Source organism: Pseudomonas sp. B21-051, assembly GCF_024748795.1.
In the GTDB taxonomy this organism is placed as follows: domain Bacteria; phylum Pseudomonadota; class Gammaproteobacteria; order Pseudomonadales; family Pseudomonadaceae; genus Aquipseudomonas; species Aquipseudomonas putida_A.
This window is the reverse complement of the sequence record NZ_CP087166.1, coordinates 2,348,494-2,375,297: the sequence shown is the minus strand read 5'-3', so window position 1 is coordinate 2,375,297 and position 26,804 is coordinate 2,348,494. Positions and strand designations below refer to the sequence as shown.

The following is a 26,804-nucleotide window of genomic DNA, read 5'->3' as shown; positions in this document are numbered from 1 at the left end:
TCCGGCAGCGCCCGTTCCGGGCAAGGTGTTTCGTCGGGGAGACGCCCGGCTCCCGGGGTCTTCGGAGAGTGTAGACGGCAAATACCGGCGCAACGTTCCGCAGAAAAATCCGCTCGGTGAAGAAAAAGACATTGCACTCCCCCGGGCCATTTCGCGCATCATGAACGCACTCAGCTCAAGGGAGATTTCCATGCGCTTCATGCCATCCGTTTTGCGTCTTGCCGCGCTGTCCGTGGGGTTGGCCGTGGCCGCTTCGGCCATGGCTGCCGACGAGTCGCAACTGATCGAGTCGATCAATGCCTACCGTAGCCAACCGCAGCGTTGCGGCAGCCAGGCGTCCAGTGAATTGCCACCGCTGTCGGCCGACCCACGGCTGAGACTACCGGCAACCGGTATGGTTGATCTGCAACAGGCCATGGCCAGCGCCAGCTATCCGATGGTCAACGTGCAGGCGATCACCCTCAACGGCCCACGGGATGCAGGGTCGGCGATGAAGGCGATTCAGGAAAGTTTCTGCCAGGTGGTGCTGGACCCGCAGTTCGTCGATGTCGGTGTCAGCCGTGCTGATCGTGACTGGCGCATTGTGCTGGCGCGACCGTTGCTCTCGGCGAAACTCGGCGATGCGCAGAGCGAAGGCCAGAAGTTGCTGGAACAACTCAACGCCGCCCGCGTCCAGCCGCGCCAATGCGGCGGCCAGGCCTTTGCCGCTGCCGGGCCACTGGCGTGGAACGCGAGCCTGGGGACGATCTCCCAGGATCACAGCCGCGACATGGCCAACAACAACTACTTCGACCACAAGGACCGCGACGGCCGCACACCCGGTGACCGTGCCGAACTGGCCGGCTACAGTGGGCAACTGGTCGGCGAAAACATCGCCGCCGGGCAAGACACCGTGCGCAAAGTCGTCGACGGCTGGCTCGCCAGTCCCGGCCACTGCGCCAACCTGATGAACCCGCAATACAAGGAACTCGGCGCCGCATACGCGACCGATCCGAAAAGCAGCGCCGGGATCTACTGGACCGCTATGTTTGGTGCACAGTAATCCGCTAGCTGATGCACCACTCCTGCGACAGCGCCTGCAGGCATCAGGCGCTGGTCAGCCACCGCTATTGCGGCACACACCCGCCACGCTGTACTTGAGCGTATTGAGCTGCCCCCGCGAATCTTCGTAGGTCATGGCCGTAGGCACCACCGAGCACGCTGGCTGCGGCTTCACCACGCTGACGATTTTCACCACATCGAGCTTCATTCTGTATTCGTATTCGGTGACCACCGGCGCCGCTTTGCCGCGTTCAGCCGCGTATTGCTCCATGGCTTTGGCGTTGGCGCTGAACGCGCGCTCGAAGGTGCGATCACCGCCGCCCTCGGCCAGTGCATTCACGGACAGCGCCATGACGCCAGCGAACACTATCGACTTAAGCATTTTCATCTCCATCTCCTTCCCATCCAGACTCAAAAAAAGCCCGGCAGCGATGCGCGATGACGGGCTTGTTTCAGGCTCACGCAGTGTTAAAGATCCTGAGTTTTCTGCTCTTTCTTTTCATTGACCACCACCGGGTTGGCAGCGGTTTTTTCCTTGGCCACGAACAGCTCCACGGCGCGATCATTGGCGCTCATCATCCGGTCGAACGTGCGGTCACCACCGCCTTCGGCCATGGCCAGGGACGACAGCATCAGGGCGGTTGCAAAGGCACTCAGTCGGGCGAATTTCATGGTTGATTCCTCGTTAAGTAACAGACGGGATCAAGGTAACAAGGCGCACCTTTCGTGACGGTGGCGGGGGAATTACAGATTCGTAATGTGGCAAGTTCGGCAGCCACGCCGAGAGATTCCGGCCAGAGAAACATTTGTGGCGAGGGAGCTTGCTCCCGCTGGGGCGCGCAGCGGCCCTCGCTCTTCTTGAGAAAAGCGGGCCTGCTGCGCAGTCCAGCGGGAGCAAGCTCCCTCGCCACAGGGTTTGGGGTTGTTCTATTGGATAGGTGTGACGTCCTCATCCCGGCGATGGGCGATCTGGTACAGCGCCGGCAAGATCAGCAATGTAAGGATCGTCGAGGACAGAATCCCGCCAATCACCACCGTCGCCAGCGGCCGCTGCACTTCAGCACCGGTGCCCGTCGCCAGCGCCATCGGAATAAACCCCAGCGACGCCACCAGCGCGGTCATCAATACTGGCCGCAAGCGCGTCAGCGCGCCGACGTTGATCGCCTCCGCCAGCGACCGTCCCTCCTCGCGCAGATTGCGAATGAACGCAATCATCACCAACCCGTTGAGCACCGCCACCCCGGACAACGCGATAAACCCCACGCCCGCCGAAATCGACAACGGAATATCCCGCAGCCACAGCGCCATCACCCCACCGGTCAGCGCAAACGGAATCCCGGTAAACACCAGCAGCCCATCCTTCAGATTGTTGAACATCATGAACAACAAGCCGAACACCAGCAGCAACGCCACCGGCACCACGATCTGCAAGCGCTTGGCCGCCGATTGCAGTTGCTCGAACTGCCCGCCCCAACTGGTCCAGTAACCGGCCGGCACCTGCACCTCGCGCTCGATCAGCGCACCCGCCTCGCTGACGAACGAGCCGATATCCCGCCCGCGCACGTTGGCGCTGACGATCACCAGACGCTTGCCGTTTTCGCGGCTGACCTGGTTCGGCCCGAGCACCAGGTCGAGGCTGGCGACGTCCTTCAGTGCAATAAACCCAATCTGGTTCGCCGCACCGTTCAGCGCCGGCACCGGAATCAGCAGCGCCGACAAGCCGTCGATGTCCTTGCGCATGGCGTCGGACAAGCGCACCACCATGTCGAAGCGCCGATCGCCCTCGTACAAGGTGCCAACCTGCCGACCCCCCACTGCGACGGCGATGGTGTCCTGCACATCGCCAACGTTGAGGCCATAACGCGCCGCCTTGTCGCGATCGATGTTGATGGTCAGCACCGGCAGCCCGGTGGTCTGCTCGACCTTCACTTCAGAGGCGCCATCGACCTTTTGCATCGCCGCCGCGATCTTCGCTGCCGTGGCGTTGAGCACGTCCATGTCATCGCCGAACACCTTCACCGCGACATCGCTGCGCACGCCGGAGATCAGTTCGTTGAAACGCAACTGGATCGGCTGCGACAGTTCATAGTTGCTGCCCGGCAGCGTCGCGGCGGCGGCTTGCAGTTCGGCCATCAGGGTTTCGCGGGACTTGTTCGGGTCTGGCCATTGATCCTTCGGTTTGAGCATCACGTAGCTGTCAGAGATGTTCGGCGGCATCGGGTCGGAAGCGATTTCCGCCGTACCGGTGCGGGCGAACACCCGTTCAACCTCCGGCACTTTAGCCAGGATCAGCGTCTCCAGGCGCTGCTGCATGTCCACCGATTGCGTCAGGCTGGTGCCCGGCACGCGCAGTGCTTGCAGGGCAAAATCCCCCTCACTGAGGCTCGGCACAAACTCGCTGCCCATGCGGCTGGTGAGCACGCCGCTGAGCACGATCACACCTAGCGCCGCGCCCACCGCAACCGTGCGATGGGCCATGACCCAGGCCAGCGCCGGCGCATACACCCGACGTGCGCCGCGCATCACCGCGCCCTCCTCTTCCTTGACCTTGCCGGTGACGAACAGTGCAATCGCCGCCGGCACAAAGGTCACCGACAGCAGCATCGCACCGAGCAGCGCGATGACCACGGTGAACGCCATCGGGTGGAACATTTTCCCTTCGACGCCGCTCAGGGCGAAGATCGGCAGGTACACCACCATGATGATCAACTGGCCGAAAATCAGCGGTCGTCGCGCCTCCTTTGCGGCGGCGAAGACTTCCTTGAAACGTTCGGCACGGGTCAGCAAGCGGCCGTGGTGCTGCTGCGCATGCGCCAGACGACGCAGGGTGTTTTCGACGATCACCACCGCGCCATCGACGATGATGCCGAAGTCCAGCGCGCCGAGGCTCATCAGGTTGGCGCTGACCTTGTTGCTGAACATGCCGGTGAAGGTGAACAGCATCGACAGCGGAATCACCATCGCAGTGATCAGCGCGGCGCGGATGTTGCCGAGGAACAGGAACAGAATCGCGATCACCAGAATCGCGCCTTCGATCAGGTTCTTTTTCACTGTGGCGATGGCTTTGTCGACCAGGTGCGTGCGGTCGTACACGGGCACGGCGATCACGCCTTGCGGCAGGGATTTATTGATCTGTTCAAGCTTGCTCGCGACGGCTTGCGACACGGTGCGGCTGTTCTCGCCGATCAGCATGAACACGGTGCCGAGCACCACTTCACGACCATTTTCGGTGGCCGCACCGCTGCGCAACTCACGGCCTATTTCCACCGTGGCGACGTTCTTCACCCGGATCGGCGTGCCATCGACATTGGCCATGACGATGTTGGCAATGTCCTCGGTGCTCGCCACTTGCCCTGGTGCGCGGATCAGCAACTGCTCGCCGCTGCGCTCGATGTACCCGGCGCCGACATTGGCGTTGTTGCGCTCCAGTGCGGTGATCAGATCGGTGAGCGTGAGCTTGTACGCGGCGAGGCGTTTCGGGTCCGGCGCGATTTGGTATTCCTTGGCGAAACCACCAATGGTGTTGATCTCGGCGACGCCCGGCACGTTGCGCAATTGCGGTTTGATGATCCAGTCCTGAATCACCCGCAGATCGGTCGGCGTGTAGGCAGTGCCGTCGTCCTTCAACGCGCCCTCCTGCGCCTCGACCGTCCACAGAAAGATTTCACCGAGGCCGGTTGAGATCGGCCCCATCACTGCTTCCGCGCCTTCAGGCAATTGCTCCCTGGCGATCTGCAGACGCTCGTTGACCAGTTGGCGAGCGAAGAACAGGTCGGTGCCGTCCTTGAAGATCACCGTCACTTGCGACAGCCCGGAACGCGACAGCGAACGGGTCTGCTCCAGCGCCGGCAAACCGGCCATCGCGGTTTCAATCGGGAAGGTGATGCGCTGCTCGGTCTCAAGCGGCGAGAACCCGGCGGCGCCGGTGTTGATCTGCACCTGGACGTTGGTGATGTCGGGCACGGCGTCGATCGGCAGTTTCTGATAACTGGCGATACCGAGGCCGGCCATGAGCAGAACGGCGAGCAGCACGATGATGCGCTGCTCGATGGCAAACCGGATCAGGCGTTCGAACATGGGGACCTTCCAGAATTAATGACTGTGCTCGGCTGAGGCTTTGCCCAGCTCCGACTTGAGGACGAAGCTGCCGGCGCTGGCGACTTGCACTCCCGGTTCCAGCCCTTGGGTGACCTCGACGTGGCCGGCGGCGCGGCTGCCCAGCTCCACCGCCTGCGCCTTGAAGCCGTCGTCGGTACGCACGAATACCGTGGGTTTGTCCTCGACGGTCTGGATCGCGGTTTCCGGCACCGCGACTTTGGCCTGGCGGCTCTCGGTCGCGACCCGTGCGGTGACGAACAGCCCCGGGCGCCATGAACCCTGCGGGTTTTCCAGCGTCACGCGTACGGTCGCGGTGCGCGTTTGTTCGCCGAGCAGGCTGCCGACGTAAGCCACGTTGCCGGTCACTTCGGCCTTCAGTTCAGGCGCGCTGACGGTGACGGGTTTGCCCACCTGCACCTGGGTCAGATCCTTGGGCGAAACGCCGAAGGTCACCCACACGCGGGACAAGTCCGAAAGGGTGAACGCTGCCGTGGTCTCATCGACCACCTCGCCCGGCGTCAGGTGTTTTTCCACCACCACGCCGTCGAACGGCGCGCGCAGTTCGTAGCGATTGCCGCCGGTGGCGACCACGCTGCCGCTGAGTACGCTGATTTTCTGCCGGGCGTTGTTCATGGCGATTTCCGCCTCTTCCAACGCTTGCTTCGCCTGGAGGAAATCCTGCTCGGCGGAAATCTTGTCCTGCCACAGTTTTTTCTCGCGCTCGTAGGTGGTGCGCGCCAAGGCCAGACGCCGTTGCGCGGCAGCCTGCTCGCTGCGCTGATCGGAGATTTGCTGGCTGGCGATCACGGCCAGCAACTGGCCCTTCTTCACCGCTTGCCCGAGGTTGACCGCCACCGTCTCGACCACCCCCGGTACGCGCGGCACGACGTGCGCAGTGCGGTCCTCGTCGAAGCGCACTTCGCCGGGAAACGACAGGCCGAGACTGATGCTCTGCGCCCGCGCCTCGGCCAGTTGAATGCCTGCGGCGGCGATCTGCTCGGCGCTCAATTCGATGTGGCCTTCTTCGGCATGTTCGCCTTCGGCGGCAGCGCCCTCCTCGGCGTGATCCGCGTGTTCGGCAGCCTCATCGGCATGCGCGTCGATAGTTGAATGGGCCGGCCACATCGAACCGAGGCCAATGCCCAGCGCCAAGGTCGCCACCGCGACCACCATCAGTTTTTTATCCATGGAAACTCCTCTGCGCCGTGCCATCGCGCAGTTGTCTGAACAGTGAAATTCAAGGGCTGACGCTGAGGTCGCCGAAGATCCGTTCCAGGCGCACGCGGGCGTCGGTCACCTCGCTGACGGCCTGGATGTACTGGCTGCGCGCGGCGATCAGGGTGCGTTGGGCGTCGAGCACGTCGAGGAAGCCGAACTTGCCCATTTCGAAACCGCGCGTGGCGCTGTCCACTGCGCTTTGTGCGGCGGGCAGGATGGTCTGATTGAACGCGTTGACTTCGCCGTTGGCGGTCTGCCATTGCTCAAGGCTGGTCTGGACTTCGGTGCGCAAACGCAACTCGGTGGCGTTGCGCAGATCCCGCGCCTGATCGCTGCGCCGTGCGGCGGCGAGCACGTTGCCCTGATTACGGTTGAACAGCGGAATCGGCATCGACAGCCCGACCACGTTGACCCGCTCGCGCTCGGTTTCGCTGTACTGGCTGCCGATGCTCACGGTCAGGTCGGGAATGCGCTGGGACTTTTCCAGGCCCAACGAGGCTTCGCGCTGATCGATCTGCAGTTTCGCCAGACGCAGCTCGGCGGTCTGGTTCAGACGCTCGAGCAAACGGCCGGGCGGCGGCAGCGTGGCGAGGTTTGGCGTGGCGACCTGGACGTTGGTCGAGGTCGGTAACGGCGCGCCCATGACTTGCGCCAGTTGCTGATAGGCGTTGGCTTGATCGCGTTCGGCGCGGCTCACCTCCAGGCGCACTTCGGAGAGCTGCACTTGCGCCCGGGTGCCTTCGACCGGCGACGATTTACCGGCCTCGATCCGCCCTTGGGCCACGCGCAAACCGTGCTCGGCCAGTTGCAGCGACTGGCGCGCCAGCTGCAAGCGTTGCTGCGCGGTTTGCGCACTGTTGAACGCTTGAATCACATCGGCGCGCAAGGCATTGCGCTTGCGCTCCAGCTCGATGCTGGCGGCGTCCTGCGCGCGGCTGGCGACATCGATGCGCGCACCGCGTTTGCCGCCCAGTTCAATCGGCTGGCTGAGCATCACCGTGGTGGTGCGCGAGTTGCGCCGGGTGTCTTCGGCCTCCCACGACACCTCGGGATTGGGGATCAGCCCGGCCTGTTGGCGGTCGCCTTCGGCTATGCCGATTTCCCACTGCGCGGCGGCGAGATCGGGGTTGCCGGCGAAGGCACTTTGCAGGGCCTGATCGAGGGTCAGGGTCGATGCGCTGGCCAGGCTGCTGCACGCCAGCAACAAGAGGCCGCTGGCGGTTTTGTTCAGGCGTGATCGCGCCGTCAGTTCAATTAAACCGGGCAATGGAGGGCTTCCTTTAATTCAGGATTTTTCGATGCCGCCACGTTAGGGTTTTGAACTTATCGACAAGGTGACTGGAACATTACAAATCCGTTATCCACGGTTCAGCAAAGTTGTTTTGTTCTAGGATGCGAAGTGCAAAAGGCTTTGCCGCAATACATGGAAACAAATACTCGGTAGTTATCTGCCGAACAGCACTTGCCTGAATGCAATACATGTCTGTTGGCGCATTCAGGCTGCGACAGGCTGTCGCGGATGGCCGTTTTAAAGGCCTCCGAGGTTGACCCTGTAGCCACTACAGCCTTTACCGTGTTCGTCATTCAGTGATTGAACAGCGTCCGGAAGACCTTACAAAAACAACAACTTTCCCGGCCACCTTAATTAAATATCCCTCAAATAAAAGTGGTGATAGATCATGCGAATCCTTGTCGTCGAGGACGAGCTTAAAGCTGCCGAATACTTGCATCAGGGTTTGACCGAAAGTGGTTATATCGTTGACCACGCCGCCACCGGTGCCGATGGATTGCATCTGGCGCAACAGCAGGCGTATGACCTGATCATTCTCGACGTGAACTTGCCGGAACTCGACGGCTGGGGCGTGCTGGAACAACTGCGCCGCACCCACTCGACGCGGGTGATGATGCTCACCGCGCGCGGGCGGTTGGCGGACAAGATTCGCGGTCTGGATCTGGGCGCCGACGACTACCTGGTCAAGCCGTTCGAGTTTCCCGAACTGCTGGCGCGGGTCCGCACCCTGATGCGCCGCAGCGAAAACATCCCGGTGCCGCAAGTGTTGAAAGTCGCTGATCTGGAGCTTGATCCGGGCCGGCATCGGGCGTTTCGTGGCGAGCAGCGCATCGACCTGACCACCAAGGAATTCGCCCTGCTGCACTTGCTGATGCGCCAGTCCGGCGAGGTGCTGACCCGTACGCAGATCATCTCGCTGGTGTGGGACATGAATTTCGACTGCGACACCAACGTTGTCGAAGTGTCGATCCGGCGCTTGCGGGCGAAAATCGATGACCCGTTCGACAACAAGCTGATCCACACCCTGCGCGGTGTCGGCTACGTGCTGGAGGCGCGGGAATGAAGCCGGCCAGCCTGTCGATGCGCCTCGGTTTGACGGTGAGTATTCTCGGCGCGCTGTTGGTGGTGTTTCTGGCGATCCTTGCCTATTTCGCCCTGACTCATGAGCTGAATGCGCTGTCGCGCGACAGCCTGCAAAAGAAGATGGCGCAGGTGGAACACAGCCTGTCGCTGTACGTCGACGCCAACGAAGTCAGTGGCAAGCCGCACATTCTGCTCGATCAGGTCATGGGTCATGACAACCTGACGCTGACGATTTATGACCGTTCGAATCTGCGTTCGCCGCTGCTCAAATCCGGCTCGGGACTGAAGGATCCACGCGCCGAATTGCGCGCGGTGCGAGGCACTACCGAGCAGTTGGCCTATAGCGACAGCATCGATGACGAGGGTGCGAAGTTCCTTACCGCGTCGAAGCTGATTCGCCTCAAGGACGGCAGCAGCGTGCCGGTGCTGCTATCGATGGACAACGCGCACGATCAGGCGCTGCTCAGCGCCTATCTGCGCTCGACGCTGATTGCCTTGCCGCTGTTGCTGGTGTTCATCGGCCTGACGGCGTGGGGCGCGGTGCAGCGTGGACTGGCGCCGCTGCGCGAGTTTCGCAAGGTGGCGGCGAGGGTCTCGACGCAGGATCTGGAGCATCGGCTGTCGGTGGTGAACATGCCGCAGGAGTTGAGCGAACTGGCGCAGGGCATCAACTTCATGCTGCATCGACTGGATGCCGGGGTGCAGCAGTTGTCACAGTTCTCCGATGACCTGGCGCACGAGCTGCGCACGCCGATCAACAATCTGATGGGCAAGGCCCAGGTGACGCTGTCTCGCGAGCGCACGAGTGAGGAATACCAGGACGTGCTGGTGTCGTGCATCGAGGAGCTGGAGCGCGTGGCGCGGATTGTTTCCGACATGCTGTTTCTCGCGCAGGTCAGTCATCCGTCGGCACTGGCGCCGTTTGAATCGGTGGCGCTGGAGGCGGAAGCGGCGAAGGTTGCGGAGATGTTTGCGCTGTCGGCGCAGGACAAGCAGATTCACTTGAAAGTTGTTGGCAGCGCATTGGTGCTGGGCGATCGGCTGATGATCCAGCGGGCGATTTCCAATCTGCTGTCGAATGCGCTGCGTCATTGCCCGAACGGCAAAACCATCACCTTGCTGATCGAGCAAGGCGCGACGCAGGCTTCACTGCTGGTCAGCAATCCCGGCGCCGGCATCGAGGCGCAACATCTGCCGCATCTGTTCGACCGCTTCTACCGCGTCGACAGCGCCCGCTCGCGCTCGCAGGGCAGCACCGGGCTGGGACTGGCGATCGTGCGTTCGATCATGAGCCTGCATCAGGGCGTGGCGGAGGTGAAGAGCTTGCCCGGCGTCATGACCGTATTCCGCCTCGGTTTTCCTGCGGTGACACCCATGGCCCCATCGCTTGCAGGCAAGCTCCCACAGTGAATCGCGGTGTACCCGGGCCTGACGCTATGCTTGATACCTTTGAAGAAATTCAAGCATGAAGCTGGGATTGACCGATGTCCTGTAGGAGCTGCCGCAGGCTGCGATCTTTTGCTTTGGCCTTTGAAGATCAGGAGCAAAAGATCGCAGCCTGCGGCAGCTCCTACAGAGGGTCGGGGTGTTTTGGGTTTTTTGTGGACACCACTGAAACCTGTGGGAGCTGGCTTGCCAGCTCCCACAGTTAATCCAGTTTTACCCGGGCCTGACGCCACGCTTGATACCTTTGAAGAAATTCAAACATGAAGCTGGGATTGACCGATGTCCTGCAGGAGCTGCCGCAGGCTGCGATCTTTTGCTTTGGCCCTTGAAGATCAGGAGCAAAAGATCGCAGCCTGCGGCAGCTCCTACAGGGAGTCGGGGTGTTTTGGGGTTTTGTGGACACCACTGAAACCTGTGGGAGCTGGCTTGCCAGCTCCCACAGTTAATCCAGTTTTACCCGGGCCTGACGCCACGCTTGATACCTTTGAAGAAATTCAAACATGAAGCTGGCATTGACCGATGTCCTGTAGGAGCTGCCGCAGGCTGCGATCTTTTGCCTTGGCCTTTGAAGATCAGGAGCAAAAGATCGCAGCCTGCGGCAGCTCCTACAGAGGGTCGGGGTGTTTTGGGGGTTTTGTGGACACCACTGAAACCTGTGGGAGCTTGCCTGCAAGCGATTACGGTAGATCAGGCAAAAAAAAACGGCACCTTACGGTGCCGTTCGCCTTTCACAGTTCTCCTGTCACTTACGCGCATCCGCCCAGGATTTCAGCAGTTCGTTATAGCTCACGGTCTCGCCCTTCGGCTTCTCGTTGGCCAGTTTCGGTTTCGGTGCGCCTGGCTGGTCGAACCAGTACTGTGCGTCGCGTTCCGGGTTCATTTTCGGGGCGCACACCGCTTGGGCCTTGGAGCGTTCGAGGCGGGTCATGATTGCGTCCTGATCCTTGGCCAGGCCGTCCAGCGCCTGTTGCGGAGTCTTCTCGCCGCTGGCCGCTTCGGCGATGTGGCTCCACCACAGCTGCGCCAGGCGCGGATAGTCCGGCACGTTGGTGCCGGTCGGAGTCCATTGCACGCGGGCCGGGCTGCGGTAGAACTCGACCAGACCGCCGAGTTTCGGCGCCAGATCGGTCATCGCCTGCGAGTTGATATCCGACTCGCGAATTGGCGTCAGGCCGACGATGGTTTTCTTCAGCGACACGGTTTTCGAGGTGACGAACTGCGCGTACAGCCACGCCGCGAGTTTCTGTTTCTCAGGCGTGGATTTCATGAACGTCCACGAACCCACGTCCTGATAGCCGAGCTTCATGCCCTCTTCCCAATACGGCCCGCGCGGCGACGGCGCCATGCGCCATTTCGGCGTGCCGTCGGCGTTGACCACCGGCAGGCCCGGTTTGGTCATGTCGGCGGTGAACGCGGTGTACCAGAAGATCTGCTGAGCGATATTGCCCTGCGACGGCACCGGGCCGGACTCGGAGAAAGTCATGCCCGCCGCTTCCGGTGGCGCGTAGGCCTTGAGCCAGTCGACGTATTTCTGCGTGGCGAACACTGCCGCCGGGCCGTTGGTGTCGCCGCCGCGGGTCACGCTGGAACCGACCGGATGGCAGTCCTCGACGCGAATCCCCCACTCGTCCACCGGCAAGCCGTTGGGCAAACCCTTGTCGCCGCCACCGGCCATGGAGAACCAGGCATCGGTGAAGCGCCAGCCCAGCGACGGGTCTTTCTTGCCGTAATCCATGTGCCCGTAGACGCGCTTGCCATCGATTTCCTTGACGTCTTCGCTGAAGAATTTGGCGATGTCTTCATAGGCTGACCAGTTCACCGGCACGCCCAATTCGTAGCCATACTTTTCCTTGAACTTGGCTTTCAGATCGGCGCGTTCGAACCAGTCGGCGCGGAACCAGTACAGGTTGGCGAACTGCTGGTCGGGCAGTTGATAGATCTTGCCGTCCGGCGCGGTGGTGAACGAGATGCCAATGAAGTCCTTGATGTCGAGGGTTGGCGAGGTGAAGTTCTTGCCTTCGTTGGCCATCAGGTCGGTGATCGATTCGGTCTTGCCGTAGCGAAAGTGCGTACCGATCAGGTCCGAGTCGTTGACCCAGCCGTCGTAGATGTTCTTGTCCGACTGCATCACCGTCTGCATTTTTTCCACCACGTCGCCTTCTTGTAGCAGGTCGTGGGTGAGCTTGATCCCGGTGATTTCGGTGAAGGCCTTGGCCAGCACCTTGGACTCGTATTCGTGGGTGGTCAGGGTCTCGGAAACCACTTTGATTTCCATGCCGCGAAACGGCTCGGCGGCCTTGATGAACCACTTCAGTTCTTCGAGTTGTTGATCGGCCGTCAGGGTCGACGGTTTGAACTCGCTGCCGATCCATTTTTTCGCAGCGTCTTCGTAGGCATCGGCCCAGGCCGATGCGCTCAAACCGCTGAGTGCCAGCAAGGCTGCCAATGAAATGCTATGTCGCAGCTTATTGTTTTTGTCGAACATAGAGACCTCCAGTTTGAGTTACGGAGCACGATTGCCGAGCGACTCGACTAGCCCCAGCGCATCACAACCAACAGCCACACCAGAGACAGCGCGGACGCTACCCAGATGCTCCAGTCGGTGACGCCGATTACCAGCAGATGCAGGTAGGCGCTGCCGAGAAGACCGATGAACAAGCGATCGCCACGGGTGGTGGCAATCGGCAGAAAACCGCGTCGCAGGATGCTCGGCGAGCGCAATTCCCAGGTGGTCATGCCCACCAGCAGCAGGCCGATGGCGATAAAGAACCCCGCCGTGGGGGTGGTCCAGCTCATCCATTCCATCATGCGTCCCTCAGACCCGACCGAGGGCAAAGCCCTTGGCCACGTGGTTGCGAACAAACCAGATCACCAGCATGCCCGGCAGGATGGTCAGTACCCCCGCCGCCGCCAGCACGCCCCAGTCGATGCCCGAAGCGGAAACCGTGCGTGTCATCACCGCGGCAATCGGTTTGGCGTTGACCGAGGTCAGCGTGCGCGCCAGCAGCAGTTCGACCCAGGAAAACATGAAGCAGAAGAACGCCGTGACGCCGATTCCGGAACCGATCAGCGGGATGAAAATCTTCACGAAGAACTTGGGGAAACTGTAGCCGTCGATGTACGCGGTTTCGTCGATTTCCTTGGGCACCCCGGACATGAAGCCCTCCAGAATCCACACCGCCAGCGGCACGTTGAACAGGCAGTGCGCCAAGGCCACGGCGATGTGTGTGTCGAACAGCCCGATCGACGAATAGAGCTGGAAGAACGGCAACAGAAACACCGCCGGTGGCGCCATGCGGTTGGTCAGCAGCCAGAAGAACAGGTGCTTGTCGCCGAGGAAGCGATAGCGCGAAAACGCATAGGCCGCCGGCAACGCCACACTCAGCGAGATCACCGTGTTCAGGCTGACGTAATACAGCGAATTGAGATAACCGCTGTACCAGCTCGGGTCGGTGAAAATCACCTTGTAGTTGTGCCAGGTGAAATCCTGGGGGAACAGGGTCAAGCCGCCGAGAATTTCGGTGTTGCTCTTGAACGACATGTTCAGCAACCAGTAGATCGGCACCAGCAGGAACAGGATGTACACCAGCAACGGAATAAGCTTTCTCTTGCTCATGGCCGGGCCCTCAGCGATTGGCGTCGGAATGGGTCATGGCGGTGTAGAACAGCCACGAGACCAGCAGGATGATCAGGAAGTACACCAGCGAAAACGCCGCTGCCGGCCCCAGATCGAATTGGCCGACCGCCATCTGCGTCAAGGTCTGACTGAGGAAAGTCGTGGCATTGCCCGGCCCGCCGCCGGTGAGCACGAACGGCTCGGTGTAGATCATGAAACTGTCCATGAAGCGCAGCATCACCGCGATCAGCAGCACGCTCTTCAGCTTCGGCAACTGAATATGGCGGAACACTGCCCAGGCCGAGGCGCGGTCGATCCGCGCTGCCTGGTAATACACATCGGGAATCGCCCGCAGCCCGGAGAAACACAGCAGCGCCACCAGCGAAGTCCAGTGCCAGACGTCCATCACCAGCACCGTCACCCAGGCGTCCATGGTGTTGGCCGCGTAGTTGTAGCTGATGCCCAGCGCATTCAGGCTCGAGCCGAGCAGACCGATATCGGCGCGGCCGAAGATCTGCCAGATGGTGCCGACCACGTTCCACGGGATCAGCAACGGAATCGCCAGAATGATCAGCACCACCGACGACCAGCGGCCCTTGGTTGGCATGGTCAGGGCGACGGCGATACCCAACGGAATTTCGATCAACAGCACGCAGGCCGAATAAATGAACTGGCGCAACAGCGAGTCATGCAGACGCGGATCGAGCAGCACCTGTTTGTACCAGTCGGCACCGACGAAGTAGCGGCTGGACTGGTCGAAAATGTCCTGCACCGAATAGTTGACCACGGTCATCATCGGGATCACCGCACTGAACGCCACCAGCAGAAACACCGGCAACACCAGCCACCAGGCCTTGTTGTTCTGCACCTTGTTCATGGTTGCACCTCGTCGTCGGCTTCAAGCAGAAACTCATCGGCATAAACCATCAGCCACTGCGCCGGAAAACTGATATACGCCGTGCCCTGCGGCACCGGTTTGTCTTCGGCCAGACGCACCTTCAGCGGCGCGCCATCGAGGTCGAGGGTGAGGATCTTGTAGGTGCCAAGGTCTTCGACGTGGACCACCCGCGCCTGCATCGCCTCATCGAACGGCTCGTCCCAGACATGGATGAACTCCGGGCGGATGCCGACCTTCAGATTTTTCCACTGACCGTGTTCGATATGCCGTTGCAAGGCGTCGGACAGTGGCAAGCGCGTCGAAGCGAAACCGACCCCGCCCGGCTGCGGCTGCACCTCGATCAGGTTCATCCCCGGGCTGCCGATGAAGTAGCCGACAAAGGTATGGCTCGGCCGCTCGAACAATTCCCGAGGCGTGCCGAACTGCACGATCTGTCCGCCGTACATCACCGCGATCTTGTCGGCGAAGGTCGAGGCCTCCAGTTGATCGTGGGTGACGTAGACCATGGTGATGTTGAACTGCTCGTGGATCTGCTTGAGCTTGCGTCGCAGTTTCCACTTCAGGTGCGGGTCGATCACCGTCAGCGGCTCGTCGAAGAGGATCGCCGAGACGTCGTCACGCACCAGGCCACGGCCCATGGAGACTTTCTGTTTTTCGTCGGCGGTGAGGTTGCGCGCCTTCTTGCTCAGCAGATTTTGCAGGTCGAGGACTTCGGCGATTTCCTGCACCTTGCTGTGCACTTTCGCCTCGGCCATGCCCTGATTGCGCAGGGGAAAGGCCAGGTTGTCGAACACGGTCATGGTGTCGTAGACCACCGGGAACTGGAACACCTGAGCGATGTTGCGCTTCTCCGGGGTCAGGTCGTTGACCGCTTTGCCATCGAACAGCACATGCCCTTGCGAGGGGCTGAGCAGGCCGGAAATGATGTTGAGCAGGGTGGATTTGCCGCAACCCGAAGGGCCGAGCAAGGCATAGGCGCCGCCCTGCTCCCAGATGTGGTCCATCTCGCGGATCGCGTAATCGTCAGGCCCGCTCGGCTGCTTGCTGTAGCTGTGGGCGAGGTGCTGCAAACGGATTTCGGCCATCAGGCAACCCTCGCGACACGTTGGCCCGGTGCCTGCACCAGACGGCCCTGCGCATCGAACACGAACAGTTTGTGAGTCGGGATGTAGATGCGGATCGGCGCATCGACGTCGTACTCGTGAACCCCCGGCAGGTGCAGCACCAGCAGGAAATGCTCGTTGCGCACATGCAGGAAGGTTTCCGAGCCGCTGATTTCCGCCACTTCGACGGTAACCGCCAGCTCCAGATCGTCATCGTTGCTCGGCACCAGCGAGATATGGCTGGGGCGCACGCCAAAGCGAAACTCGCCCTCGCCTACCGGGCGCAGATCGACGTTCAACGGGAAGTGCACGAAGTTGGCGAAGCTGACTTCGTTGCCGGCGATGCGCCCGGGCATCAGGTTGATCGGCGGTTCGGAGAACAACTCCGCCGCCAGCACGGTTTGCGGCTGGTGGTAGACCGAGGTCGACGGGCCGCTCTGGATCACCCGGCCTTCGTGCAGGATCGTCGTGGTGCCGCCCAGCGCCAACGCTTCGTTGGGCTCGGTGGTGGCGTAGATCGCGATGGTGTGGCGCAGCTTGAACAGCTCGCGCATTTCCTGGCGCAGTTCTTCGCGCAGCTTGTAATCGAGGTTGACCAGCGGCTCGTCGAACAGGATCAGCTCGGCGTCCTTGACCAGCGCCCGGGCCATCGCCGTGCGCTGCTGCTGGCCGCCGGAGAGTTCCAGCGGATAGCGCTGCAGGAACTTCTCGATGCGGAGCATCTTCGCGGTTTCCAGCACTTTGCTATGGATGATTTCTTTGGAAACACCGGCCTGACGCAGCGGCGAGGCGATGTTTTCGAACACGGTCATGGTCGGGTAATTGATGAACTGCTGATAAACCATCGACACGTTGCGCAGGCGCACCGGGCGCTGGGTGACGTCGACGCCGTTCATCAGGATCCGGCCGCTGTCGGGCTTGTCCAGGCCTGCCATCAGGCGCATCAGGCTGGTCTTGCCGGACAGCGTGCGGCCGAGCAGAACGTTGAAGGATCCGGGTTCGAATTTCAGGCAGGCATCGTCGATCCAGGTCTGGCCCTCGACGGTACGACTGACGTGCTCCAGGGTGAGTGACATGGCTCGGCCTTTTTTTTATTGGAGTCAAGCGACCTGTGCAGCAGAGCGACATTCGTGCCAGAAATGGCAAGTGGTTGATTTGTCGTGAAAAGAGCTGAAAACGCGGGGAATGGGCGTTCATTGCTGAACACATTTGAACAGTTGGGCGATTGACAATGAACAATTGTGAACAACACTCTATGAACTGTTCACACCCCCTGTAGGAGCTGCCGCAGGCTGCGATCTTTTGACTTTTGTTTTTAAGAACAAGATCAAGAGATCGCAGCCTGCGGCAGCTCCTACAGGGGAAATGTGTGGGTCATAACAATAATAAAAACGCTGCATCAGAGGCCCACCACCATGGCCGCACCTGCCCCGCCGCTGTCCCACGACGCGATTGTCCAGACCTCCTGGCAACGTTGCCGCGCCTTCGGCCTTGACCACCAAAGCACCCCGGCCTTCGATCAATTGCCCGCCGCGGGCATTGCGCAGCTACTCGACAGTCACCACGCGCTGGTGCAAACCACCCATCAGGAAGTGCTGCCGTACTACGAGAACATCCTCAGCAACTCCAACTGCCTGATCATGCTCGCCGACCATCAGGGCCAGGTGCTGACCTCTTGGGGCACCCAGCGTTTTATCGAGCCGAACCTGGCTCGGGGGTTTCAGGCCGGGGCGAGCTGGATGGAGCGCTGCAGCGGCACCAATGCGATCGGCACCGCGCTGGCCTGCGAACAGGCGGTGCACATCGAGCACGATGAACACTTTCTGAAAGCCAACCGTTTCATGACCGGCTCCGCCGCGCCGATTTTCGATGCCGAGCGCAAGGTCATCGCCGTGCTCGACGTGTCCAGCGACAGCTATCTGCCGCCCTCGCACACGCTGGGCATGGTCAAGATGATGAGCCAGACCGTGGAGAACCGGCTGATCCTCAACCTGTTCCATGGCCAGCACTTTCAACTGACCTTCAACACCGGGTTGAACAATCTCGACAGTCAGTGGGCCGGGTTGCTGATTTTCGATGAGAGCGGTCAGGTACTGTCGGCTAATCGCCGGGCCGACAATCTGCTCGGCGTGCGCCTGTCGCGGGTCAGTGTCGAGAGCCTGTTCAACGTGTCGCTGCTGGAGCTGTTGAATCAGCCCGACGGCTTGCCGTTCGCCCTGCAGACCTCCGGGCGCAACCGTTTTCAGTGTTTGTTGAAGCGACCGAAACAGGCTGCGATCCAGCCCCGGGTATTTGCCGAATCCAAGCCCGCCGCAGCGCCGATCAAACTGCCGGGAACGATCAGCCTCAATTCCCTGCACTTTGGCGACAGCCGCGTCGAGAAAGCCGTGCGCCAGGCCGAACGCCTGTTGGAGAAAGACATCCCGCTGCTGATCCACGGTGAAACCGGAGTCGGCAAGGAAGTCTTCGTCAAAGCCCTGCACCAGGCCAGCTCGCGCAGCAAGCAGGCATTCATCGCCGTCAACTGCGCGGCGATCCCCGCCGAACTGGTGGAGTCAGAACTGTTCGGCTATGAAAAAGGCGCGTTCACCGGCGCCAACCAGAAAGGCAGCATCGGCCTGATCCGCAAAGCTGACAAAGGCACCCTCTTCCTCGACGAAATCGGCGACATGCCATTGCCGACTCAGGCGCGGTTGTTGCGAGTGTTGCAGGAGCGCTGTGTGCAACCGGTAGGCAGCAGCGAATTGTTCCCGGTGGATCTGCGGATCATCTCGGCGACCAACCGCTCTTTACGCGAGCAAGTGCAATTGGGCCGATTTCGTGAGGACTTGTACTACCGAATTGGCGGTTTGACACTGGAACTGCCACCACTCAGAGAGCGCAGTGATAAAGAGGCGCTGTTCAAACGCTTGTGGGAACAACATCGCGAACCGACGCAATGGGCCGGGCTCAGCCGCGAAGTGCTGGAGCTGTTCGGCCGGCATCCGTGGCCGGGCAATCTGCGTCAGGTCAGCAGCGTGATGCAGGTGGCGCTGGCGATGGCCGAGGAACAACCGGTGCGGCCGGAGCATCTGCCGGATGACTTTTTTGTCGATCTGGAGATGGAGCCGGTGGAGAGCGTGCAGCCGCTGGGGTTGGATCTGAATGATGCCGAGGCGTTGAACCGCGAGTTGAAAGCAGCCGGGGGCAATATTTCGCATCTGGCACGGCGGTTGGGGGTTAGCCGCAATACGCTCTACAAGCGCTTGCGGCAGGCGGAGAGCTGACTGCTGCTCGCGAAGGCATCAGCCCTGGCACTGCAGTAATTAAGCCATGCGCATAAACAAAAACCCGCACAAGGCGGGTTTTGTTTTTAAAGCGGATCAAGCTATCAGTCAGCCAGACGCCAGGTCGTGCCGCCCTTGCCGTCTTCCAGCACCACGCCCATGGCGGTGAGCTGGTCGCGGATGCGGTCGGATTCGGCCCAGTCCTTGCCGGCGCGTGCCGCCAGACGTACAGCAATCAGTGCGTCGACTTCAGCCGCATCGACACGCCCTTCGGCGCCCGCCTGCAGGAAGTCATCGGCTTCCAGCTGCAACACGCCCAGCACGCTCGCCAGTTCTTTCAGACGTGCCGCCAGACCGGCCGCCGCGTCGAGATCGCTCTCGCGCAGACGGTTGATCTCACGCACCATCTCGAACAGCACGGCGCAGGCTTCCGGCGTGCCGAAGTCGTCGTTCATCACCGTGGTGAAACGCTCGACGAAGGCTTCGCCGCCAGCCGGAGCGACGCTCGGCAGGCCTTTCAACGCGTGGTAGAAACGCTCGAGTGCGCCCTTGGCGTCCTTGAGGTTGTCTTCCGAGTAGTTGATCGCGCTGCGGTAGTGGCTCGACACCAGCAGGTAACGCACGACTTCCGGGTGGTACTTGTCGAGCACGTCGCGAATGGTGAAGAAGTTGTTCAAGGACTTGGACATCTTCTCGCCATTGATACGGATCATGCCGCAATGCATCCACGCGTTGGCGTAGGTCTTGCCGGTGGCCGCTTCGCTCTGGGCGATTTCGTTTTCGTGGTGCGGGAACTCGAGGTCGCTGCCGCCGCCATGAATGTCGAAGGTCTCACCGAGGCAGCAGGTGGACATCACCGAGCACTCGATGTGCCAGCCCGGACGCCCGGCACCCCACGGCGATTCCCAGCTCGGCTCGCCCGGCTTGGCGGCTTTCCACAGGACGAAATCCAGCGGGTCTTCTTTCGACTCGTCGACTTCGATGCGTGCACCGATGCGCAGGTCTTCGATCTTCTTGCGCGACAGCTTGCCGTAACCCATGAATTTGGCGACGCGGTAATACACGTCACCGTTGCCCGGGGCGTAGGCGAAGCCCTTGTCGATCAGGGTCTGGATCATCGCGTGCATGCCCGGAATGTGATCCGTGGCGCGCGGTTCCATGTCCGGCTTCTTGATGTTCAGGCGCGCTTCGTCTTCGTGCATCGCCGCGATCATGCGCTCGGTCAGCGCTTCGAACGACTCACCGTTCTCGCGGGCACGATTGATGATCTTGTCGTCGATGTCGGTGATGTTGCGCACGTAGGTCAGGTCGTAACCGCTGAACCGCAACCAGCGGGTCACCAGGTCGAACGCGACCATGCTGCGGCCGTGGCCGAGGTGGCAGTAGTCGTACACGGTCATGCCGCACACGTACATGCGCACCTTGTTGCCATCCAGCGGCTTGAAGACTTCTTTGCTCTTGGTGAGCGTGTTGTAGATCGTCAGCACTTTATATTTCCTTGACGCTAAATCACTGGCCCCACGAATCACGCAGGGTCACGGTACGGTTGAATACCGGCTGACTTGGTTTCGAGTCCTTGATGTCGGCGACGAAGTAGCCTTCGCGCTCGAACTGGAAACGGTCTTCCGGCTGTGCGTTGCCAAGCGATGGCTCAGCACGACAACCGGTCAGCACTTGCAGTGAGTCAGGGTTGATGTTGTCGAGGAAACTCGCGCTGTCTTCGGCCTTCTCCGGGTTCGGAGAACGGAACAGGCGATCGTACAGACGCACTTCGCACTCGATGCTGGCAGCCGCCGGCACCCAATGGATCACGCCTTTGACCTTGCGGCCTTCAGGGTTCTTGCCCAGGGTGTCCGGGTCGTACGAGCAACGCAGTTCGACGATGTTGCCGTCGGCGTCCTTGATCGCTTCGTCGGCACGGATCACGTAGCTGCCGCGCAGACGCACTTCGCCGTTCGGCTCCAGGCGCTTGTAGCCCTTTGGCGGTTCTTCCATGAAGTCATCACGGTCGATGTAGATTTCACGGGCGAACGGCAACTGGCGCACGCCGAGTTCTTCTTTCTGCGGATGACGCGGCAGTTCGAGGTTTTCGACCTGACCTTCCGGGTAGTTGGTGATCACGACCTTCAACGGACGCAGCACGCACATGGCACGCGGGGCGTTCGCGTCCAGGTCCTGACGGATGCTGAACTCGAGCATGCCGAAGTCGACCACGCCGTCGGAACGGTTGGTGCCGACCATGTCGCAGAAATTGCGGATCGATGCCGGGGTGTAGCCGCGACGGCGGAAACCCGACAGGGTCGACATGCGTGGGTCGTCCCAGCCGTGCACGTGCTTTTCATCGACCAGTTGCTTGAGCTTGCGCTTGCTGGTGATGGTGTAGTTCAGGTTCAGGCGGCTGAACTCGTACTGGCGCGGGTTGGCCGGCACCGGCAGGTTGTCCAGGAACCACTCGTACAGCGGACGATGGCTTTCGAATTCCAGGGTGCAGATCGAGTGGGTGATGCCTTCGATGGCGTCCGACTGACCGTGGGTGAAGTCATAGTTCGGGTAAATGCACCACTTGTCACCGGTCTGGTGGTGATGGGCGTGGCGGATGCGGTACATGATCGGGTCGCGCAGGTTCATGTTCGGCGAGGCCATGTCGATCTTCGCGCGCAGCACGCGGGCGCCGTCCGGGAACTCACCGGCACGCATGCGCGCGAACCAGTCAAGGTTCTCTTCCACCGAACGGTCGCGGAACGGGCTGTTCTTGCCCGGCTCGGTCAGGCTGCCACGGTATTCCTTGGCCTGCTCAGGGGTCAGGTCGTCGACGTAGGCCTTGCCGGCCTTGATCAGCTCCACTGCCCAGTCGTGCAACTGGTCGAAATACTGCGAGGCGTAGCGCACTTCGCCGGACCACTCGAAGCCCAGCCATTTGACGTCGGATTCAATCGCGTCGATGTATTCCTGGTCTTCCTTGGCCGGATTGGTGTCGTCGAAACGCAGGTGCGTGACGCCGCCGAACTCCTGGGCCAGGCCGAAGTTCACGCAGATCGACTTGGCGTGGCCGATGTGCAGGTAGCCGTTGGGCTCAGGCGGAAAACGGGTGACGATCTGGGTGTGCTTGCCCGAGTCCAGGTCTGCCTGGATGATCGGCCGCAGGAAATTGACCGGCACGGCAGGGCCGGACTTGGCATTCGAGGTAGGGTCGACAGTGGGCTTGCTCATAGGATCCTTGACTTACATGTGCGCGGCCGCAAAGGGGGCCAGACAAAACAAAGCCGCTATCATAGCCGATGCTGTCAAGGGGCTGACAGAGCGCGGCCTATAAAGGAGCGCATTTAATCGCCGGGATTTGAAAAACAGCCTCGAAATTCGCGCCTGTCACGCTAAACTGCGCACCTTGGCCGATGGGCTGAACCGGTATAGGGCGCAAATGTCCCAATACCCACGAATTCCTTATAAAACGCTTCATTGAAAAAGAGCACCGATCATGACTCAAGTCAAACTGACCACCAACTACGGCGACATCGTCATCGAACTGGACGCTGAAAAAGCGCCGATCACCGTTGCCAACTTCCTCGAATACGTTAAGGCCGGTCACTACGAAAACGTAGTCTTTCACCGTGTGATCAAGGGTTTCATGATCCAGGGCGGCGGTTTCCAGCCTGGCATGCAGGAAAAGAAAGACAAGCGCGCCAGCATCCAGAACGAAGCCGACAACGGCCTGAAGAACGAGAAGTACACCCTGGCCATGGCCCGCACCATGGACCCGCATTCGGCCTCGGCGCAGTTCTTCATCAACGCCACCAACAACAGCTTCCTCAACCACACTGCCAAGACCGCTCAGGGCTGGGGTTATGCCGTGTTCGGTAAAGTCGTTGCCGGTACCGACGTAGTCGACAAGATCGAAGGCGTGGCCACCACTTCCAAGGCCGGTCACCAGGACGTGCCGAAAGACGACGTGATCATCGAGAAAGCCGAGATCATCGAAGCGTGATACTGCTGATTTCAGACTTGCATCTGGAAGAGGAGCGCCCGGACATTACCCGGGCGTTTCTGGATTTGCTCGCCGGACGCGCCCGCTCGGCGAGTGCGTTGTACATCCTCGGCGACTTCTTCGAGGCGTGGATTGGCGACGACGCCATGACGCCCTTCCAGCGTTCCATCTGCCAGGCCCTGCGCCAGTTGAGCGACAGCGGCACGGCGATTTTTCTGATGCACGGCAATCGCGACTTCCTGCTCGGCAAGGCCTTCTGCAAAGCAGCCGGCTGCACGCTGTTGAAGGACCCGAGTGTCGTGCAGTTTTACGGCGAGCCGGTGCTGCTGATGCACGGTGACAGCCTGTGCACCCGCGACGTGGGCTACATGAAGCTGCGGCGCTACCTGCGCAACCCGATCACCTTGTTCATCCTGCGCCACCTGCCACTGAGCACCCGCCACAAACTGGCGCGCAAGCTGCGCAGCGAAAGCCGCGCGCAGGTGCGGATGAAGGCCAATGACATCGTCGATGTCACGCCGGAAGAGATTCCGCGGATCATGCAGCACTACGGGGTGAAAACCCTGATTCACGGCCACACCCATCGTCCGGCGATCCACAAGCTGCAGCTCGGCGAGCAGGCGGCGAAACGGATTGTGCTGGGGGATTGGGATCGTCAGGGTTGGGCGTTGCAGGTGGATGAGAACGGGTTTGCCCTGGCGCCGTTCGACTTCGCCCCGCCGCCAGCCCTGCCCGCTCCCGCAATCTAAAAGCCAGGATCAAAAGATCGCAGCCTTCGGCAGCTCCTACAGGGAAACGCATTCCAATGTAGGAGCTGCCGAAGGCTGCGATCTTTTAGCAATCACCGCACAATCAATGTCCGGACGCCGCCGGCCCGGCCTTCGCCGCAAACGGCGGTTTCGCCAGCCACACAATCAGAATCAGCCCCATGAACCCCCAGCCCAGCAACGTGAAGTAATCCACGGTGGAAAGCATGTACGCCTGGCTGGTGAGGATCTGATCCATCTGCGCGTACGCCGATTGGCTCGCGCCGCCCAAATGATTCAAGGTCTCGCGGGTAGCCGGCTCGAAGGTACTGATGCTTTCGCTCATGTACGCATGATGCTGATCGGCGCGGCGGATCCAGATCCACGTGGTCAACGATGCCGCAAAGCTGCCGCCCAAGGTGCGCAGGAAGGTCGCCAGGCCTGCGCCGTCGGCGATCTGGCTCGGTGGCAGGTCGGACATCAGAATGCTCAGGGTCGGCATGAAGAACAGCGCCACGCCGATACCCATGAACAGCTGCACCAGCGCGATGTGCTGGAAGTCCACCTCGTTGGTGAACTCGGCGCGCATGAAGCAGCTCAGGCCAATCGCGAGGAACGCCAGACCGGCCAGCAGGCGCAGGTCGAACTTGTTCGCGTACTTGCCGACAAACGGCGACAACAACACCGGCAGAATCCCGATCGGCGCCACCGCCAGACCGGCCCAGGTCGCGGTGTAACCCATCTGGGTTTGCAGCCACTGCGGCAGGATCAGGTTGATGCCGAAGAAACCGGCGTATCCAAGGACCAGCACCAGCGTACCGATGCGGAAGTTGCGGTAGGCGAACAGGCGCAGATTCACCACCGGATGCTGGTCGGTCATTTCCCAGATGACGAACACCGCCAGCGCGATCACCGAAATCGCCGCGCCGATGATGATGAAGTTCGACTCGAACCAGTCCAGGTCATTGCCCTTGTCGAGGATCACCTGCAACGCGCCGACGCCGATGATCAACGTGATCAGGCCGACGTAGTCCATCGGTTGGCGACTGGTTTCCACCGGGCGTTTGGCCAGTTGCGAGCGCACCACCATCACCGCAAAGATGCCGATCGGTACGTTGATGAAGAAGATCCACGGCCAGCTGTAGCTGTCGGTAATCCAGCCACCAAGAATCGGACCTGCAATCGGTGCGACCACCGTGACCATCGCCAGCAACGCCAGGGCCATACCGCGCCTCGCGGGGGGATAGACCGCAATCAACAGGGTTTGCGTCATCGGGTACAGCGGCCCGGCCACCAGGCCTTGCAGCACGCGGAAGCCGATCAGTTCCGGCATCGAGGTGGAGATACCGCAGAGGAACGAGGCCAGCACGAACAGAATGGTGGCCCAGAGAAACAGCTTCACCTCGCCGAAACGCCGACTGAGCCAACCGGTCAGCGGCAGCGCGATGGCGTTGCTCACGGCAAACGAGGTGATCACCCAGGTGCCCTGCTCCGAACTCACCCCGAGGTTGCCGGAAATTGTCGGCAACGCCACGTTGGCGATAGTGGTGTCGAGCACTTGCATGAACGTCGCCAGCGACAGGCCGATGGTGCTGAGCAACAGGCTGGGCGGCGTGAAAGAGGCGTTATTGCTCATTGTGAATCCTATGAAACCGGGTTGACGCTATGGGAGCGCGCTTTTTGTGGCGAGGGAGCTTGCTCCCGCTCGGCTGCGAAGCAGTCGCAAAGCTATTGGGGCCGCTTCGCGCCCCAGCGGGAGCAAGCTCCCTCGCCACAAAAGCCCGCACCTGAAGGGTGTGATCTCAGCGTTGCGCGGTCTTGCTCACCGCAGCGCTGTTGTCGTGGATCAGCTGCGCAATCATCGCGTCGGCTTCGGCCAGTTGGCGGTCGTAGACGTTGGTGCTGAACGAGGCCTTTTGCGGCGGTTGCTGGGCCAGCACCGGACCGCTCTGGTCATGCAGGTTCACTTCAACGTTGGTCGACAGACCGACCCGCAGCGGATGCTTGGCCAGCTCTTCGGCGTTGATGTGAATCCGCACTGGCACACGCTGGACGATCTTGATCCAGTTACCGGTGGCGTTCTGCGCCGGCAACAGAGCAAACGCGCTGCCGGTACCGGCGCCGAGGCTGTCGACGGTGCCGCTGTATTTCACGCTGCTGCCATAGATGTCGGACTCGATGTCCACCGGCTGGCCGATGCGCATGTCACGCAGTTGGGTTTCCTTGAAGTTGGCGTCGATCCACAGTTGATCCAGCGGAATCACCGCCATCAATGCCGTACCCGGCTGCACACGCTGACCGAGTTGCACGGTGCGCTTGGCGACATAACCGGTGACCGGCGCGATCAGGGTGCTGCGGGCATTGGTCAGGTACGCCTGACGCAGATCCGCTGCGGCGGACATCACGTCCGGGTGCGACGAAACCACGGTGTCATCGACCAGCGCGCTGGTGGTTTTCAGTTGCTGCCTGGCGTTGGCCAGGGCGTTTTGCGCCGAGGTCAGATCGTCGCGGGCGTGGGACAGTTCTTCCTGGGAAATCGCCCCGCCAGCGGCGAGGTTTTTCCGGCGGTTGTAGTTGTCCTGAGCCTTCTGCACTTCAGCCTGTTGCGCGTTGACCTGGGCTTTCATGCCATCGACGTTGCTGTACAGGCCGCGCACCTGACGCACGGTACGCGCCAGTTTCGCCTGAGCACTTTGCAGGCCGACTTCGGCGTCGTTCGGGTCGAAGTTGATCAGCACCTGACCTTCGTGAACCAGATCGCCGTCGTCGGCGCCGATGCTGACCACGGTGCCGGTGACCAACGGGGTGATTTCCACAACGTTGCCGTTGACGTAGGCGTCGTCGGTGCTTTCATTGAAGCGCCCGATGAATTCGTGATACGCCCAGACGCCGGCGCCGGCGAGCAGGACCACAACGGCCAGCACCAGCAGCATCACTTTGCGCTTGCGCGGATTGCCGGTGTCGGGGGTGTTGGCTTGAGTTTGGGTGTTTTCGGCAGTGGCCATGACAAATACCT

Annotated in this window: 21 protein-coding genes; 6 read left to right on the top strand and 15 right to left on the bottom strand. The window is 61.1% G+C overall.

Translation table 11 applies throughout. The annotated features are described in order from the left end of the window. Nucleotides 1-190 precede the first annotated feature (190 nt). Entirely contained in the window at nt 191-1,042 is an 852-nt protein-coding gene (locus tag LOY52_RS10630) for a CAP domain-containing protein (RefSeq protein WP_258679418.1), read from the top strand. A gap of 54 nt (nt 1,043-1,096) precedes the next feature. Here the strand turns inward: LOY52_RS10630 and LOY52_RS10625 are convergent, their stop codons facing one another. The 5 genes from LOY52_RS10625 to LOY52_RS10605 form a co-directional block, all read right to left on the bottom strand. Beyond that, nucleotides 1,097-1,429, bottom strand: coding sequence for a DUF2790 domain-containing protein (locus tag LOY52_RS10625; RefSeq protein ID WP_258679417.1), 333 nt, complete (start codon nt 1,427-1,429; stop codon nt 1,097-1,099). An 80-nt stretch (nt 1,430-1,509) separates the two neighbouring features. Then, nucleotides 1,510-1,713 (bottom strand): co-regulatory protein PtrA N-terminal domain-containing protein, encoded by a 204-nt coding sequence (locus LOY52_RS10620; RefSeq protein WP_258679416.1) that lies wholly within the window; start codon nt 1,711-1,713, stop codon nt 1,510-1,512. A gap of 255 nt (nt 1,714-1,968) precedes the next feature. After that, the gene (locus tag LOY52_RS10615) at nt 1,969-5,118 is read right to left on the bottom strand and encodes a CusA/CzcA family heavy metal efflux RND transporter (RefSeq protein WP_258679415.1); all 3,150 of its coding nucleotides are present in this window, start codon (nt 5,116-5,118) and stop codon (nt 1,969-1,971) included. A gap of 15 nt (nt 5,119-5,133) precedes the next feature. Next, the gene (locus tag LOY52_RS10610) at nt 5,134-6,327 is read right to left on the bottom strand and encodes an efflux RND transporter periplasmic adaptor subunit (protein WP_258679414.1); all 1,194 of its coding nucleotides are present in this window, start codon (nt 6,325-6,327) and stop codon (nt 5,134-5,136) included. A 49-nt stretch (nt 6,328-6,376) separates the two neighbouring features. Continuing rightward, nucleotides 6,377-7,624, bottom strand: coding sequence for a TolC family protein (locus tag LOY52_RS10605; RefSeq protein ID WP_258679413.1), 1,248 nt, complete (start codon nt 7,622-7,624; stop codon nt 6,377-6,379). 412 nt (nt 7,625-8,036) lie between these two features. Between LOY52_RS10605 and LOY52_RS10600 the strand changes: the two genes are divergently transcribed. Both LOY52_RS10600 and LOY52_RS10595 read left to right on the top strand, forming a co-directional pair. After that, complete coding sequence (locus tag LOY52_RS10600; protein ID WP_003223767.1) at nt 8,037-8,711, top strand: heavy metal response regulator transcription factor; 675 nt, start codon at nt 8,037-8,039, stop codon at nt 8,709-8,711. Continuing rightward, entirely contained in the window at nt 8,708-10,141 is a 1,434-nt protein-coding gene (locus LOY52_RS10595) for a heavy metal sensor histidine kinase (RefSeq protein ID WP_258679412.1), read from the top strand. The genes LOY52_RS10600 and LOY52_RS10595 overlap by 4 nt, the downstream gene beginning before the upstream one ends. Nucleotides 10,142-10,919: 778 nt before the next feature. Here the strand turns inward: LOY52_RS10595 and LOY52_RS10590 are convergent. The 6 genes from LOY52_RS10590 to LOY52_RS10565 are packed head-to-tail and all read right to left on the bottom strand — an operon-like array spanning nt 10,920 to nt 16,870. Next, nucleotides 10,920-12,662 (bottom strand): ABC transporter substrate-binding protein, encoded by a 1,743-nt coding sequence (locus LOY52_RS10590; protein WP_247842031.1) that lies wholly within the window; start codon nt 12,660-12,662, stop codon nt 10,920-10,922. Between the two features lie 47 nt (nt 12,663-12,709). Further along, nucleotides 12,710-12,982, bottom strand: a complete 273-nt coding sequence (locus LOY52_RS10585) for a DUF2160 domain-containing protein (RefSeq protein ID WP_027614647.1) — start codon at nt 12,980-12,982, stop codon at nt 12,710-12,712. A 10-nt stretch (nt 12,983-12,992) separates the two neighbouring features. Further along, nucleotides 12,993-13,793: a carbohydrate ABC transporter permease gene (locus LOY52_RS10580; protein WP_258679411.1), complete on the bottom strand. Its 801-nt coding sequence runs from the start codon at nt 13,791-13,793 to the stop codon at nt 12,993-12,995. A 10-nt stretch (nt 13,794-13,803) separates the two neighbouring features. Continuing rightward, complete coding sequence (locus LOY52_RS10575) at nt 13,804-14,670, bottom strand: carbohydrate ABC transporter permease (RefSeq protein ID WP_007961995.1); 867 nt, start codon at nt 14,668-14,670, stop codon at nt 13,804-13,806. Next, nucleotides 14,667-15,776, bottom strand: a complete 1,110-nt coding sequence (locus LOY52_RS10570) for an ABC transporter ATP-binding protein (protein WP_258679410.1) — start codon at nt 15,774-15,776, stop codon at nt 14,667-14,669. The genes LOY52_RS10575 and LOY52_RS10570 overlap by 4 nt, the downstream gene beginning before the upstream one ends. Further along, the gene (locus tag LOY52_RS10565; protein WP_095138884.1) at nt 15,776-16,870 is read right to left on the bottom strand and encodes an ABC transporter ATP-binding protein; all 1,095 of its coding nucleotides are present in this window, start codon (nt 16,868-16,870) and stop codon (nt 15,776-15,778) included. Before LOY52_RS10565 ends, LOY52_RS10570 begins: the two co-directional genes overlap by 1 nt. A gap of 339 nt (nt 16,871-17,209) precedes the next feature. On the opposite strand from LOY52_RS10565, the gene LOY52_RS10560 reads away from it, so the two are divergent. Beyond that, on the top strand, nt 17,210-19,060 hold the full coding sequence (locus tag LOY52_RS10560) for a sigma-54-dependent Fis family transcriptional regulator (protein WP_258679409.1): 1,851 nt from the start codon (nt 17,210-17,212) through the stop codon (nt 19,058-19,060). A gap of 104 nt (nt 19,061-19,164) precedes the next feature. Here LOY52_RS10560 and cysS read toward each other — a convergent pair whose 3' ends face one another. After that, complete coding sequence (cysS, locus tag LOY52_RS10555; RefSeq protein ID WP_258679408.1) at nt 19,165-20,547, bottom strand: cysteine--tRNA ligase; 1,383 nt, start codon at nt 20,545-20,547, stop codon at nt 19,165-19,167. Between the two features lie 22 nt (nt 20,548-20,569). Beyond that, entirely contained in the window at nt 20,570-22,270 is a 1,701-nt protein-coding gene (locus LOY52_RS10550) for a glutamine--tRNA ligase/YqeY domain fusion protein (RefSeq protein WP_258679407.1), read from the bottom strand. Nucleotides 22,271-22,535: 265 nt separating this feature from the next. Between LOY52_RS10550 and LOY52_RS10545 the strand changes: the two genes are divergently transcribed. Further along, on the top strand, nt 22,536-23,042 hold the full coding sequence (locus tag LOY52_RS10545) for a peptidylprolyl isomerase (protein ID WP_134785991.1): 507 nt from the start codon (nt 22,536-22,538) through the stop codon (nt 23,040-23,042). Then, the gene (lpxH, locus tag LOY52_RS10540; protein ID WP_258679406.1) at nt 23,039-23,791 is read left to right on the top strand and encodes a UDP-2,3-diacylglucosamine diphosphatase; all 753 of its coding nucleotides are present in this window, start codon (nt 23,039-23,041) and stop codon (nt 23,789-23,791) included. Before LOY52_RS10545 ends, lpxH begins: the two co-directional genes overlap by 4 nt. A gap of 103 nt (nt 23,792-23,894) precedes the next feature. Here lpxH and LOY52_RS10535 read toward each other — a convergent pair whose 3' ends face one another. Together LOY52_RS10535 and LOY52_RS10530 are read right to left on the bottom strand one after the other, a co-directional pair. Beyond that, nucleotides 23,895-25,424 (bottom strand): DHA2 family efflux MFS transporter permease subunit, encoded by a 1,530-nt coding sequence (locus LOY52_RS10535; RefSeq protein WP_047597558.1) that lies wholly within the window; start codon nt 25,422-25,424, stop codon nt 23,895-23,897. Between the two features lie 166 nt (nt 25,425-25,590). Then, entirely contained in the window at nt 25,591-26,793 is a 1,203-nt protein-coding gene (locus tag LOY52_RS10530; RefSeq protein WP_258679405.1) for an efflux RND transporter periplasmic adaptor subunit, read from the bottom strand. Nucleotides 26,794-26,804 lie beyond the last annotated feature (11 nt).